Raw genomic sequence first — 14,525 nt, 5'->3', positions numbered from 1 at the left:
CATAAAAAAACCCGACACAATGGCCGGGTCTTTCGAAGTTTACTCAAAAAGAGTAAAACTTACTTAATCTTCGCTTCTTTAAACATAACGTGTTTGCGAACAACTGGATCGAATTTCTTCATTTCCAATTTTTCAGTCATTGTACGTTTGTTCTTAGTAGTGGTGTAGTAAAAACCGGTACCAGCACTTGAAACTAATTTGATTTTATCGCGCATGAGTAATTCCTTCGGCTGTGCCGTTTAAACTTTTTCGCCACGCTTGCGCATGTCAGCTAGTACAGCATCAATACCCAACTTGTCGATCAGACGAATACCGCTAGCGGTAAGGCGCAGTCTAACCCAACGGTTTTCAGATTCAACCCAAAAACGGTGGCTATGCAAATTAGGAAGAAAACGACGACGTGTTGTGTTCTTCGCGTGTGATACGTTGTTACCCACAGCTGGGCGCTTACCTGTTACCTGGCATACTTTAGCCATGACTATTCTCCGAATCAGGAAATCTTATAGTACTGATGCCCCGAATTCCAAAGAATTTCAGACCATCGAAAAGCCGGCTATCATAGCCAATCAGGGCCTAGACAGCAAGCATATTTTAAGCTTATCTCGTGTTATCTTAGGAAGTGCTGGTACACAGGATTCTGAGTTTCTTCACAGTATTCATAACCCAGCTTATCCAAAAATTGGTTGAACTCTTCGCGCTCGGCATCCGGCACCTGCATTCCCACCAATACCCGACCAAAATCAGAGCCGTGGTTGCGGTAGTGGAACAAGCTAATGTTCCAGTGACCCATACTATTTAAAAAGTGTAGCAGGGCACCTGGACGTTCCGGAAAATTGAAGCGGAACACCAGCTCATCATGAATGTCTGGCGCATGACCGCCAACCATAAAGCGCAAATGCACTTTCGCCAGCTCGTTGTCGGTCAGATCCAATACCGGGTAGTTTAACCCTTGTAACGCCTTTAGCAACTGGTCTTTTTCAGCATCGTTAGCTATTTTTGCGCCAACAAAGACTTCTGCTTGTTCACTATCCGCATACCGGTAATTGAATTCGGTAATCGCTCGGTTGCCAATGACATTGCAGAAGCTGCGGAAGCTGCCGGGTTCTTCAGGAACGGTCACTGAGAATAGGGCTTCTCGGCGCTCACCAAGCTCCGCGCGCTCGGCAACATGGCGTAGACGATCAAAGTTAATATTCGCCCCACTGCAAATGGCGACAAATTTCTTACCTTTGCAGCCGGTGCGCTTCATGTACTTTTTCATACCTGCTACACCTAAGGCGCCAGCGGGTTCTAATAAGGTACGCGTGTCTTCAAACACATCTTTAATGGCCGCACAGGTTTCATCAGTGCTGACGGTGATCATTTCATCGACCACTTCTTTGGCAATGGCAAAGGTATTTTCACCGGCTTGTCTAACCGCTGCACCATCGGCGAAAGTACCGATTTGTCCTAGCATAACCCGCTCATTACGCTCTAAGGCGGTCGTCATGCTGGGTGCTTCTTCGTGCTCTACGCCGATGATCAGTGTTTCAGGGCTAAGGAATTTTATCCAGGAACCAATACCGGCGAGCAAGCCACCGCCACCGACGCAAATAAAGATCGCATCGAGGTGTTCAGGGTGTTGGCGGGAAATTTCCATACCAATGGTGCCTTGTCCGGCAATCACTTCCATATCATCAAAGGGGTGGACAAAGGTCAGGCCTTGCTCTTCACGCAGTTTCATGGCGTGTTGAAAGGCTTCATCGAAATTGTTGCCGTGCAGAACTGCATTACCACCAAATGAGCGAACCGCATTCACTTTAATATCCGGTGTAATGACTGGCATTACAATCGTCGTCGGAATACCTAAGTGTCGACCGGCATATGCCACGCCCTGTGCATGGTTACCTGCAGAGGCTGCAATCACGCCACGCGCTTTGGCTTCCGGCGATAATTTTTGCATGCAGTTAAAGCCGCCACGCAGCTTAAAAGAGAAAACCGGCTGCAGGTCTTCACGTTTCAGATAAATCGTATTATCAAAACGGGCAGAGAGTGAGCGGGCTGGATCAAGTGGGCTCTCGATGGCGACATCATAGACGCGCGCTTTGAGAATTTTTTCGATGAGTTGGTTTTTCATGCGGAAGGCTGCTGGATGCTCTGTTTTGGTGTGTAAAGAGTGCCATAGAGTAGCATCATTCGGTATGATGTTGATATTTGAATTTGAGAAGCTAATTGCCATGACACAAGACGAAATGAAGCGCGCTGCCGCAGCTGCTGCACTGAAATATGTTGAAGACAATACAGTAATCGGCGTAGGAACCGGTTCAACGGCCAATCACTTTATCGATTTACTGGCTGAAAGCAGAATTCCACTGGCAGGTACGGTGGCTAGTTCCATTGCTACAGCTGAGCGTTTGAAAGGTCACGGGTTTAAGGTAATGGAGCTGAATCAGACGGGGCCTTTGTCTTTATATGTCGATGGCGCGGATGAGTCTGACCCACGTTTGAACTTGATTAAAGGCGGCGGCGGGGCATTAACCCGCGAGAAAATCGTTGCGGCGGCTAGCGATAAGTTTGTTTGCATTGCTGATGAAAGCAAGTTGGTGGATGTATTGGGTGAATTCCCATTGCCAGTTGAAGTGATCCCAATGGCGCAAAGCTATGTGGCGCGTGAAATGGTTAAGTTGGGCGGAAACCCAAGCTTACGCCAAGGCTACACCACCGATAATGGCAATTTTATTTTGGATGTTAGCGGTTTGTCGATTGTCGATCCGGTAGAGCTGGAAAGACAGATTAACCAAATCGTTGGTGTGGTAACAGTTGGTTTGTTTGCGGCGCGTTCGGCTGATGTATTGATTTTAGGAACACCTGGCGGTGCGCAGATCGTTATGCCTGCGTAATTCGCTGTTCTGTATGATCAGTTTTGAAGGCTCCGACTGGGTAATTTCCTGTTCGGAGCCTTTACGTATAAAGCAGGTAAATGTGTGATCAGACCACTAGCAGGTGGTTATCCCAAGCAATACCGCTAAGCATCAGGTGTTGGCTAATCTCATTCTTTTGCCGATTTGCACGCACTTCATACACCCCACCCTTAGCGCTAGACACTAAAAAACACTCCGATTCAGCGAGATAGCTAATGCCGCTAGGTTCTGGAATAGCTAAAGTATTGAGCAGTTGTTTGCTTTTAAGGTCCCATAGCGTCAGTTGATTGCCTTGTGGTGCAGTCACTGCCAGCAGGTTCTGCTTCGGGTCAAAGGCTAAATCCGCCATATAGCCGCGAATTGCCTTGGTGGTTTGCTCTGGAATGGGTAGTGCTTCAAGTTCGCCACCATAGGGCTGCCATGCCGCTAACACAGTGGGTCGCCTGCGGTACAGGTCTCCCTGAAACTGTGTCGCTACACCCACATCACCATTGTCTGACACGCTCAAATGACGAATACTCAGTTGGTGATCATCCAAGCGGTATTCTGCAAGTTTCTGGCCGCTTTCAATATCGATATAAACCAGTGAAGGCTGCATGGTATCAATATTGAGTTTGCGTCGACCATAGTCCGGATGGGTTTCAATACCGCCATTGGCAACCACTAAGGTTTTGCCATCTGGCATCAGGTGGATATCATGCGGGCCCACGCCATAAGTGTCATATTCACCAATCATTTGCAGTGTTTTAGCGTCGCGAATACCAATGACGCCACGGGCTTCGTCGTACTCATTTTCGGTGGTAAACAGGGTGCTATTATCTGCCGATAAACAGCCATGGCCGTAAAAATGACGGCCTTCAATAGCGAGTATTGGAGTGTTTTGTTGGCTTTGAATATCCACAACCACGCACTGCATTTCTGGTCGGCGCCCAAAGGCAATCACATGCTGATGATCTGGCATTGGCAGCACATCATGCGCGCGGAAAGGAATAGCAAAGTGTTGCGCTTGTTTGCTATCCAGTGACCATTGGCTTAATTGGTTAATACCTTGCTTATTGGTGCTGGCAGAGTAGAGCACTTTGTGGAGCGCAGTGTTTTGCTGCTGAGCAGACTCCGATGCCGCCCAAAGTTTAGCGCTAAGCAGGCTGACCGAAGTGGCCAAGCCTGCTTGTAAAAAATCACGCCGCTTCATATTAATCACCGTCGCTATCATTAAAGCCGAGCTGAATGCCCAGTGCGCTGGATAGCTGTTTGATCAGCTGGGATAACTTCAGGCTTTCAGCATAAAACGTATCAGCTGCTTGAGTTTGCTTATCTTGCAGCTGCTGAAATAAGTCATCACTCGCAAACTCAATGGCTTGCACCAGCTCAATTTGACTACGGATTTGAGAGGCTAAGGGCTTTTGTCCTTGAGACTCAAGCGCCGCCAAAAAGCCACCATCATCCAATAAGGTTTTGATGCCGGTGATATTGTCTTGTAGGTTGTTCAGGGTATGGCCACTGCGCCATGCTTCCAGTTTATGAGCATTCACTTTTTCACGTTTTGGATCTTTGCCTGCAAGGTAATTGCCAGAAGCCAGTGCATTGCTCAGTTTGTTCGGAACCGTTTCTGCAATTTGGTCCAGCTTGCCCAGTACCGTTTCAAGTGGCTGCATGGCATTCGGAAAAACAGCATCGTCAGCACTACCGGCTTTAATCATTGAGTCAGCGTAGCCTTGTTTCCAATCTTGGTTAATTGCCTGAATATCTCGGACTAACAGGCTGGTCGTGCCTTTAAGGTGTTCGCAATAACGAGTGTCATCTGTAAAGCGTTTTAATAGCTCTGCTTCGTTAACATCACGATCAAATAATAAGTACTCCAGTGTGGCAAAGCCCTGTGCGCCAACGCCTGCAAACTCCAGGTTTTCTAATGTGATTGGTGTTTCCTGATTTAGCAGGAGCTTGATCACACGCTTCTTAACCGGACGAAAATAGATATGTAAATCACGCTGCTTTTCCAGCGCCGGGCCAAACATAACAACCTCAACTTGTTGCCAAGCATCGAGTGCGGCAATCCAGCTATTACGGGCAGCTTTTAATGTGTCGGTATTTGGCGTAGTGCAAAAAGCCTCTAGTTGTTTTTGCATTACCAACGCTTGAGTGTCGGCCTGCTCATACAGTGGCAAGATCACTCGCTGAGTCAACTGTGCAAGTAATTGCTGTATTTGTGCTTTGGAAAGGCTGGCTGGTTGAGCTTCAGTCGCACTAGGTGTAGCTGCCTGTGTTACAGCAGCTTCAGTTAATGTGGCGTTTGCTTGTGCCGCTGGATCAGTCTTAGTGGCTGATTCGGTATTGGCATACGTGGCTGATACCAGTAATGCACTCAGTAGCAAACCACGGTTCATCGTCGAAAAAAGTGTCATGAGTTATCCGCAAGCTAAATTGGATTAAATGGATTGGATTCAATCAGAAGGAAAAAAGCGACCATAAGGCCGCTATAAAGAATTCAAAAAGGCAATCAGTGCATCGCGGTCAGCTTTAGGCATCTCAAGGTATTGCTGCTTGGATGCTTCTGCTTCGCCACCGTGCCAGAGAATTGCTTCACTTAAATTGCGAGCGCGCCCATCATGTAAAAAACGGGTATGTGCATTCACAGTTTTAGTCAAACCAATACCCCAAAGTGGAGGAGTACGCCACTCTTGACTGCTCGCCAGAAAGTCCGGACGATTATCCGCTAAGCCTTCACCCATATCGTGCAGCAGTAAATCGCTGTAAGGGGTAATGGTTTGATTGGATAATTCAGCAATGCTGGAGTGCGTTCCAGTTTTAAACTCAGGCTGATGGCAGGATGAGCAATTGGCTTGCGCAAATAGTGCTTCCCCATGAGTGACTTCTGGATTTTTCGTGCCGCGTCTTGCGGGTACGGCTAGGGTGGATGAGTAAAACACAACTTTATCCAGAATCTCAGCGGGTATTTCCGGCGTGCCGCCATCAATGGCTTTATGGCAATCCACTTGCGCGGCAGTGCAGTTTTGTCCGGGGTGTAGTTCAGAGTTAACCCCTAAATCGCCATGAAAAGCCCCCGCACTTTGTTGGGCAACATTGGGTTGATTAGCTTTCCAACCAAAGCGACCTAGCACCGTTTGTTTAAGCTGCACATCCCACACCCGATTTGGGCGACCAGAAATGCCGTCTTTATCCGCATCTTCCGGATCAGCATTTGCCAGAATATCGGCTTCGGAGATGGCATCAAGCAAGCCAAGACCAATCATTGGTGGCGCGACACGGACTGACATTAGCGTGTCAGGGTGTAGCTCGCCATAATTCAGATCATCAATACGAGGGGTTGGTTTGATCAGCGAGTAAGGACTGCCATCGGTAAATTCACCCGTAATTTCCTCATAGCTGATCGCAGGGCGACCTTCACCTTTAATGCCGGGAATGGCGCTAGGTTGTAACTGATCACCATAAGTGGGCTCAGGAATTACGCCACTTTGAATAAGCTGCGCTTGATGAGCATCCGTCGTTGCTGGAATACTTAATCGCACCAGAGCCGATAAAAAGTCTTCAGCGTCATTTAATGGAGGGCGACCTCGGCCATCTTTAACATGGCAACTTTGGCAGGTATTGGTATTAAATAATGGGCCCAGCCCATCCCGCGCCTTGGTCGATGCCGGCGCAGCAACCCAGGGCTGCTTAAAGAAGGCATTGCCGATAAAGAAATTATCACGTCGTAAAATGCTTAGATTACGAGCAGGTAGTGAAAAAGCATTGCGGCTTTTATCAAAAACGGTGGTGTCGCCGCCTGACTTGACGGCTGTTTCACTGTTGGCTAGTGCCGGGAGCAATAATGCGCCCAGCGTCGTGGCTAGAAGTGTATATTTCATGCGTTATTCGCCGAAGGAATCACTGGTTTCAGGGTTAAGGCTGTCGATGCCCAAAGCCTTAGCAGACGCTTCGATATCACCTGTTTGCAGGCGTAGCGCATCGATGATTGCTTTAACGCGTGTATTACCAGCTTCATTATCCGGTGTGATTTGCTGGTCAAAATGCTCACCCGCTTCGGCAGCCTTAACAACCGCTTCTGCTTTGCTTTGAGAGTTCGCTAGCTTAGTTGTCAAAGAGTTGCTTAGATCGATATCTTTTTCGGCAACCAGATCGGCCAAGCTCACGCCAGTCACTTTATCGCCATTGCTGCGAATGTAGGTGCCGGTAAAGATGTTCTGAATACCACGTGCATTTTCAGCGATATCGGTGTGCGTGTTATCACTAAAGCAAGAGTGCTCATCTTCTTGAGAGTGTGCTAGTAGTGCAACATTGATGCGTTCACCCGCTAATTCACCCAAGCTCAAGCTACCCAATGCAAATAGCATGCGGCGTAAGGCTTCATTTTCTTCCAGTGCCAAAAAGCTTTTACGGTAGTTATCGCTTCCTGGTTTCCAATCAGCAACCATGGTTTCTAAATCGCTAACCAATAAGTCAGTAGCAACTTTCAGGTATTGGCCGCGGCGCTCGCAGTTACCGTTGGTGCAATCTTTGCCGGTGACATAATCCGTGTAAGGGCGAGTACCTGCATCATCGGGCTTGGCATTTAAATCCTGACCCCACAATAAAAATTCAATGGCGTGATAGCCTGTTGCAACATTGGCTTCAGAGCCACCTTTTTCGTGGAATGACTCCAGCAATTCAGTCGTTATTTCCTGATCACCTGCAATGATATTGGCTTCACCAAAGGTATTGCCGTCTTCATGTTCGTAAGTGGTGCCGACGTAATCAATCAGTCCTTCATCCAATGGCCATGCGTTAACCTTGCCTTCCCAATCATCCACATTTGGATTTGCAAAGCGGAATGCTTCAGTTTGTCCATAAGGAACACGAGCGGCCAGCCATGCTTGCTTTGCGGCTTTATGTGTTGCTTCAGATGGCACTTTTAGAAATTCATTAACCGCAGTTTGCAGCGCTTTTGCCGTGCTTAGTGAGTCGGAGTAAGCCGCATAAGCGATCTCGACATAAGTATTCATGGCTGCTTTCGGGGTAGCCGTTTCTGCCATGACATTGCCTGCGCCAAAAATCAGGGCGCTTGAAAGTGTGAGTTGGGTCAGTAGCGTTCGGGTCAGTTTCATAGGTATATTTCAGTCCATTTTCAGAGGAGGGCAACAGGTGCTTGGGCTGGCTGGATTAGAAAATACAAGCTGGCTAAAGCTGACCGGGGGAGTTAGTGATTATTGGGCGTCGGTTTTGGCGTTTTCATTCTCATCGTTTGTCTCTGCTGCAGTGAGAATGAGCTTGCCGCGACGGGTAATGCTTAGCAAATAAGGCTTCTCCCCGTGTTTCAGGATGATCTTTTTGCTATCGGCCATAATTTCGGCCAGGTCGACACTGCGCAAGGTAGATTCAGTCATTGTTATGTCGTGCAAAGGTTGTTAATAGGAAGTGTTCTCATTCGCAAGATGATAATGAATCAAAAATGTGAATGCAAGTCATTCCTGTTTGCAATTATGTGTTGGGCTTAGCTATGGAGACTAACGAGGAAGGTATGAGGATAAGCGGGGAGGCTGTGACAATGGGAGTGGAGCGGGGATTAAAAAGGCACGCAAAGCCTGATGCTCTGCGTGCCCATTAATTTATAGCGTGTTGACTACGATCATGACCAGTTGGCCATCAACCTTCACCGGGCCATCTTCTTTAGCGCCGAGTGTGTATTCAAAGACGCCAGTCTTCATGCCACCGGCTTCGCCATGCAGCATCAACATCAGCTTTTCACCTTTAGGGATTGGCTGTGTCAAAATCGCGGTCACGTCTTGGTTCTCACCCATCTTCAATGGTGCGTAACCGACTACCGGACCTGGCTTCATGGTGTCATCCGTACGGTGCACGACCATCCAGCCATTTTTCTCAGCCATGATTTTAGTGGCAGTGACGGTTCCTGCGGAGACATCCTGATCTTGCCCCATAACAGCCATTGGTGCCATCGCATGGCTTCCAGCGAACGCAGCTGATGTGAATAAAGTAGCGGCTAAACTAATTGATGTGATCATCTTAATCATGGAAATGCTCCTAACGTTAAGTAACTTCAGTATTTCTCTTACACTGAGGTCTACGCAGCTGGAGCGTTTGCCGGATTTAATTATTTTCGATTAATTTTAAATGCCACGACTGGTTCAGGCGCTGGCATCGGGTCGGATGTCATTAAAGAAGCGCTTAATCCACTGTATCCGCTGCTCAACATTAGACTCCGGATATTCGAAATTAATCTTATCCTGACCGTTGAGTTTAAACTCCCAAGGGCGTTTCTGAACCAGTTGAATCAGTTTCATTGGGTCGATATTGGGTGTTTCATTAAACACGATGCGGCCACCTTCAGCAGCCAGCTCCAGCTTGCGAATACCCATTTCCTGCGCGATTTGTTTTAGGCGCGTATTTTCAAATAAGTTATTACAGGCTTCTGGTAGTAAGCCAAAGCGGTCGATCATTTCTACGCGCAGTTCACGCAAGGCTTCCGCATCATCTGCGCTGGCAATGCGTTTATATAGAATCAGGCGATTATGCACATCGGGCAAGTAGTCCGCTGGAATCAGAGCCGGCACGCCAAGGTCAACCGTGGTGCGTGTGCTGTTATTAAACTCAAGTTCTGGCAAGCGACCGGCTTTCAGTGCTTTGACTGCACGCTCCAGCAAATCGTTATACATAGTAAAGCCGATTTCCTGAATTTGACCACTTTGATCATCACCCAGTAATTCTCCCGCACCACGAATCTCTAAATCGTGCGAGGCCAATGTGAAACCAACGCCCAAGTCTTCCAGAGACTCCAACGCTTCAAGGCGCTTTTTAGCGTCCGTCGTCAAGTTTTTGCGGTTCGGCACAATCAGGTAAGCATAGGCTTTATGGTGCGAACGACCCACACGGCCACGTAACTGATGCAGCTGCGCCAGTCCTAACTTATCTGCCCGATTAATCAGAATGGTATTCGCCGTGGGTACGTCGATACCACTTTCGATAATCGTGGTTGCCACCAGAATCTGGAATCGCTGGTGGTAGAAGTCTTTCATGATGTCTTCGAGTTCGCGTTCCGGCATTTGTCCGTGAGCGAAACGAATATCAGCATCTGGCAGAATGGCTTTTAGATCATCAGTAATTTTGCCGATACTTTTGACTTCATTGTGCAGGAAGTACACCTGTCCACCACGCGATAACTCACGGGCACAAGCTTCCTGGATGGTGTTTTTATCCCACTCATTAATAAAGGTCTTAATGGCATGACGGGCTGCTGGTGGCGTGGCAATAATTGACAGATCGCGCAGGCCGGATAGCGACATATTCAAGGTACGTGGAATTGGCGTGGCCGTCATAGTCAGCATATCGACATTGGCGCGCATTTTCTTCAGCTGTTCTTTATGGCGCACCCCGAAGCGATGCTCTTCATCGACAATCACCAAACCGAGGTTTTTAAAATCAACTGTGCCTTGGATAAGCTTATGGGTGCCGATAATGATATCGATCTTGCCATTGCTAATGCCTTCCAGCGTTTGCTGAGTGCTTTTGGTGGTGCCAAAGCGTGACAATGAGGCAATCTCAAATGGCCAATCTGCAAAGCGATCCTGGAAGTTACGGGTGTGTTGCTGAACTAGCAGGGTAGTCGGTGCAATCATCGCGACCTGTTTGCCGGCATTGGCTGCAACAAAAGCGGCACGCATAGCAACTTCGGTTTTACCAAAGCCAACATCACCACACACTACGCGATCCATTGGTCGTGGCGCGCAAAGATCAGCAATGACCGCTTCAATGGTCGTGGCTTGGTCGGGTGTTTCCTCAAAGCCAAAGGCTTCGGAGAACGCGCGATAATCCATTTCATTGAGCGTGTAAGCATGGCCTTTTTGGGCAGCACGATGGGCATGGATTTCTAATAATTCAGCTGCAATATCATGAGCTTTCTGGGCCGCTTTTTTACGCGCCTTATCCCATAGATCATTGCCTAATTTGTGCAACGGCGCTTTATCGGCGGAGGTACCGGTATAGCGGCTGATTAAATGCAGCGAGGCAACCGGCACATAGAGTTTGGCCTTGTCGGCATACTCCAGTGTAATAAATTCTTGAACAATGCCGCCGGCATCCAGCGTTTGCATCCCCACATAGCGGCCGACACCGTGCTCTTCATGAACCACGGGTGAGCCTTCGGTGAGGTCAGTCAGGTTGCGGACAATGGCATCTGCATCGCGGGTTGGTTTGCGGCGACGGCGTTTTTGCTGAACCTGTTGCCCAAATAGCATGGACTCTGGAATCACCGCCAGAGAAAGTGCCGGATTCTTATCATCGCGAATCCACAAGCCTTCTTCTAATGGGGCAGTAGTAACAGCCAGTGGCGCATCGCTATCAATAAAATCTTGCCAGCTGCTGCTAGTGACTGGCGTGAAATGGTTTTCACGCAGCAGGCTAATCAGATTCTCACGGCGACCAGCGGATTCAGCAGTAAACAGAATGCGGCCGGTATGCGTTTTCAGAAATTGATGCAGCAATATCAGCGGTGTTTCACTGCGCCCCTGAATCATTAATGAAGGCAGGGTGCGGATCGGGTAGTTATGAGCCGGTGCTGGCAATTCAATGCGTGAGGTTTCAATGCAGCGTAGATTTTCCAACTGGTCAAAGACGGTAGCTGCACTTAAAAACAGTCGCTCTGGCGGTAGAATAGGGCGTTCAATATCATGGCGGCGCTGTTCGTAGCGCTCGGCAATCACTTTTTCGATTTGCTCGGCGGCGGCTTTGACTTCTTCACTGAGTATCATCAGTGTTTTTTGCGGCAGATAATCAAACAGCGTAGCGGTGTGATCGAAAAATAGTGGGAGGTAATACTCAATACCTGCCGGTGGATTGCCCTGCGTCACATTGTCGTAGATCAGGCTGCGGGCAAGATTGCCACCCAGCTGCTCGCTGTAGTTAGTGCGGAAGGTACGAATACCCTCGGCATTGAGTGGAAATTCGTGTGCCGGCAGCAGCTCAACCGAGGTTAGATGGTCGATGGTGCGCTGGTCTTCGGTATTGAAGGTTCGCAGCGTATCAATTTCATCATCGAGCAAATCAATTCGAATCGGTTTTTCGCTACCCATTGGGTAGAGGTCAATCAGTGAGCCACGGCTGCTGTATTCACCATGCTCATAGACTTGCGTCACATGCCGATAACCTGACGATTCTAATTGTTTACGGAAGCTATCGATATTGAGCGTATCGCCGGTTTTTAGAATCAGGGATTGCTGATTGACGTAATCAACCGGAGCCAGGCGTTGCATCAGCGTTGAAATCGGAACAATCAGCACGCCGCGTTCGGTACGGGGTAATTGATGCAGGGTTTTCAGGCGCTGTGAAATAAGGTCTTCATGCGGCGAAAACACATCGTAAGGTAGCGTTTCCCAGTCCGGAAATATCTGAATGTCTTTAATGCCGGAGAAAAAACGGATGTGCGCCTGAGCGAGATAAGCGCTGTGCGTATCTGGCGTAACCAGTACGATTAATCCCTGAAATTCACGACTCGCATTGGCGATCAGTAATTCCTGAGCAGAACCGTGCAGCTGGCCCCATTGGAGGCTGTTGGCGGACTTTGAAGGGTATACCGGATTGAGTTGCGTAATCGACATAGCAGGGACTGAAAAGTGAGGATTGTACTCGGATTTAGTGTCAGTTGCGACGCTAAATGCGCTATTATGGCGGATCAAGAAACTGAGCACAGGGACCGCAGTGTGAGCGATGCAGTGATGGAATTAAAAGGTGAGATGTCAATGCTTAACGTATTGCATCTACACAGTACAGATTTGGCTGAAATCGGTAAACAAGTTGAGAAAAAACGCGACGAAGTACCCGCGTTTTTCATGAACAGCCCGGTTGTCGTGGATTGTGCCGATATCGCAGAAGATCTGGATAAGTTGGATCTGAAAGCGTTAAAAAAACTTCTTAGCGACTTGTCATTTGTGCCAGTGGGTATTCGTGGCATGGATGAAGAGCAGCAGGCGCAAGTGACCAAAGCCGGATGGTCGGTCATGCGTACTGGCGTTAAAAAAGCGCCAGCGGTTGAACCAACTGAAGACGCTGAGGCGACTGCAGCAAAAGCGGCTGCTAAAGAAAAGGCGATCGAAGAGCCTCGCATTAGTCAGATCATTGAAAAGCCGGTGCGTTCGGGGCAGCAGGTATTTGCTGAAAATGGCGATGCTATTTTGCTGACACATACCAGTGCCGGGTCTGAAGTCATGGCCAGTGGCTCAATCCACGTGTATGGCGCATTGCGTGGTCGGGTATTGGCGGGTGTGCACGGTGATGTCACCGCACGTATCTTCTGCCGCTCGCTGGATGCTGAGCTAATCGCCATCGCAGGGCGCTATCAATTGTTGGATGAGGGAGATACAGATCTCCGTGGAAAACCGGCAATGATCCGCCTAGATGGAGAAAAGTTAATAATTGAAGCACTGGAATAGTGCTAAATCGAAAATCGTTATTTGTTATTATATTTTGGCAATAAGAGTGTTTGCGCGATAGAAATGCGCAGCGCTACAAAATAATTAGGAGAGCATATTGAGCAAGGTAATTGTTGTCACTTCCGGTAAAGGGGGTGTAGGAAAAACAACTAGCAGCGCAGCGATCGCAACGGGCTTGGCCGCCAAAGGGCATAAAACAGCGGTTATCGACTTTGACGTAGGCTTGCGTAATCTTGACCTGATCATGGGTGTTGAGCGCCGCGTTGTTTACGACTTTGTCAATGTGATCAATGGTGAAGCGACCCTTAAGCAGGCGATGATCAGAGATAAGCGGGTTGAGAATCTGTATATCTTGCCTGCTTCTCAAACACGCGATAAAGATGCGCTGAGTCAGGAAGGCGTTGAGACCGTCATCGAAGAGTTGAAAGCTGATGGCTTCGAGTACATCGTATGTGATTCACCGGCTGGTATCGAGAAAGGCGCATTTATGGCGCTGTATTTTGCTGATGAAGCGATTGTTGTGACAAACCCTGAAGTCTCTTCAGTGCGTGACTCTGATCGTATCTTAGGTATTTTACAAAGCCGTTCGCGTAAAGCAGAGCAAGGTGAGACAGTTAAAGAACATCTACTGGTCACCCGCTATTCACCGGAGCGTGTGGAAGGCGGCGATATGTTGAGCGTAGACGATATTGTTGAGATTTTATCGATCCCGTTATTGGGCGTTATTCCAGAGTCTGGCAGCGTGCTGCAGGCTTCAAATAGCGGCTCACCGGTTATTCTGGATCAAGCTAGTACGGCTGGTATGGCGTACTCTGATGCGATCGAACGCTTCTTAGGAGCGGATGTTCCGCACCGATTCATGGATATTAAGAAGAAAGGTTTCTTTAAGAAACTGTTCGGCTAAGGAGGGTCGCATGGGTTTATTTGATTTATTTCGTCAGGATCGCAAGAAAAATACGGCGAAGCAGGCTAAAGAGCGTCTGCAAATTCTGATTGCACACGAGCATGCACAAGGTGCGGGCAATCATAAGGGGCCGGATTATCTGCCTAAATTACGCGAAGAGATTATTGAGGTCATTCGTAAATATGTGTCGGTCAGTGATCGGGACGTTAATTTCCAGGTAGAACAGGGTGATGATTTCGATGTATTGGAATTAAACATCACCCTACCGGATGTTAAGCAATAAGA

At 48.3% G+C, this 14,525-nt stretch carries 14 protein-coding genes; 4 read left to right on the top strand and 10 right to left on the bottom strand.

All coding sequences use genetic code 11. The annotated features are described in order from the left end of the window. Positions 1-59 precede the first annotated feature (59 nt). From rpmG to ilvA, 3 genes are all read right to left on the bottom strand, one after another. Positions 60-215 (bottom strand): 50S ribosomal protein L33, encoded by a 156-nt coding sequence (rpmG, locus tag LEUMU_RS0113630; protein ID WP_022952843.1) that lies wholly within the window; start codon positions 213-215, stop codon positions 60-62. A 24-nt stretch (positions 216-239) separates the two neighbouring features. Then, positions 240-476 carry a 50S ribosomal protein L28 gene (rpmB, locus tag LEUMU_RS0113625; RefSeq protein WP_022952842.1) on the bottom strand — a complete coding sequence of 79 codons (237 nt, stop codon included), beginning with the start codon at positions 474-476 and terminating at the stop codon, positions 240-242. Between the two features lie 131 nt (positions 477-607). Next, a complete protein-coding gene (ilvA, locus tag LEUMU_RS0113620) occupies positions 608-2,116 on the bottom strand; it encodes a threonine ammonia-lyase, biosynthetic (protein WP_022952841.1) in 1,509 nt (502 codons plus the stop codon). A 100-nt stretch (positions 2,117-2,216) separates the two neighbouring features. On the opposite strand from ilvA, the gene rpiA reads away from it, so the two are divergent. Next, positions 2,217-2,879 (top strand): ribose-5-phosphate isomerase RpiA, encoded by a 663-nt coding sequence (gene rpiA / locus LEUMU_RS0113615; RefSeq protein WP_026744766.1) that lies wholly within the window; start codon positions 2,217-2,219, stop codon positions 2,877-2,879. Between the two features lie 88 nt (positions 2,880-2,967). Here rpiA and LEUMU_RS26075 read toward each other — a convergent pair whose 3' ends face one another. From LEUMU_RS26075 to mfd, 7 genes are all read right to left on the bottom strand, one after another. Continuing rightward, on the bottom strand, positions 2,968-4,092 hold the full coding sequence (locus LEUMU_RS26075) for a DUF1513 domain-containing protein (RefSeq protein ID WP_022952839.1): 1,125 nt from the start codon (positions 4,090-4,092) through the stop codon (positions 2,968-2,970). Position 4,093: 1 nt separating this feature from the next. Next, the gene (locus tag LEUMU_RS0113605; RefSeq protein ID WP_022952838.1) at positions 4,094-5,302 is read right to left on the bottom strand and encodes an imelysin family protein; all 1,209 of its coding nucleotides are present in this window, start codon (positions 5,300-5,302) and stop codon (positions 4,094-4,096) included. Between the two features lie 72 nt (positions 5,303-5,374). After that, a complete protein-coding gene (locus tag LEUMU_RS0113600; protein WP_022952837.1) occupies positions 5,375-6,766 on the bottom strand; it encodes a di-heme oxidoreductase family protein in 1,392 nt (463 codons plus the stop codon). A 3-nt stretch (positions 6,767-6,769) separates the two neighbouring features. Next, complete coding sequence (locus LEUMU_RS0113595; RefSeq protein WP_022952836.1) at positions 6,770-8,002, bottom strand: imelysin family protein; 1,233 nt, start codon at positions 8,000-8,002, stop codon at positions 6,770-6,772. A gap of 99 nt (positions 8,003-8,101) precedes the next feature. Beyond that, complete coding sequence (gene hemP / locus LEUMU_RS26070) at positions 8,102-8,281, bottom strand: hemin uptake protein HemP (RefSeq protein WP_022952835.1); 180 nt, start codon at positions 8,279-8,281, stop codon at positions 8,102-8,104. Between the two features lie 222 nt (positions 8,282-8,503). Continuing rightward, positions 8,504-8,926: a DUF7282 domain-containing protein gene (locus tag LEUMU_RS0113580; protein ID WP_022952833.1), complete on the bottom strand. Its 423-nt coding sequence runs from the start codon at positions 8,924-8,926 to the stop codon at positions 8,504-8,506. A gap of 114 nt (positions 8,927-9,040) precedes the next feature. Beyond that, complete coding sequence (gene mfd / locus LEUMU_RS0113575) at positions 9,041-12,505, bottom strand: transcription-repair coupling factor (protein WP_022952832.1); 3,465 nt, start codon at positions 12,503-12,505, stop codon at positions 9,041-9,043. A 66-nt stretch (positions 12,506-12,571) separates the two neighbouring features. Here mfd and minC point away from each other — a divergent pair, with 66 nt between their 5' ends. The 3 genes from minC (at position 12,572) to minE (ending at position 14,523) form a co-directional block, all read left to right on the top strand. Further along, complete coding sequence (minC, locus tag LEUMU_RS0113570) at positions 12,572-13,336, top strand: septum site-determining protein MinC (RefSeq protein ID WP_022952831.1); 765 nt, start codon at positions 12,572-12,574, stop codon at positions 13,334-13,336. A gap of 97 nt (positions 13,337-13,433) precedes the next feature. Further along, a complete protein-coding gene (gene minD, locus LEUMU_RS0113565; protein ID WP_022952830.1) occupies positions 13,434-14,240 on the top strand; it encodes a septum site-determining protein MinD in 807 nt (268 codons plus the stop codon). Positions 14,241-14,250: 10 nt separating this feature from the next. Next, positions 14,251-14,523: a cell division topological specificity factor MinE gene (minE, locus tag LEUMU_RS0113560; protein WP_022952829.1), complete on the top strand. Its 273-nt coding sequence runs from the start codon at positions 14,251-14,253 to the stop codon at positions 14,521-14,523. Positions 14,524-14,525: the final 2 nt, after the last annotated feature.

It is taken from the genome of Leucothrix mucor DSM 2157, assembly GCF_000419525.1.
Taxonomy (GTDB): Bacteria; Pseudomonadota; Gammaproteobacteria; order Thiotrichales; family Thiotrichaceae; genus Leucothrix; species Leucothrix mucor.
Note: the sequence above shows the minus strand (reverse complement) of the source record. Positions and strands in the feature narration are given on the sequence as shown.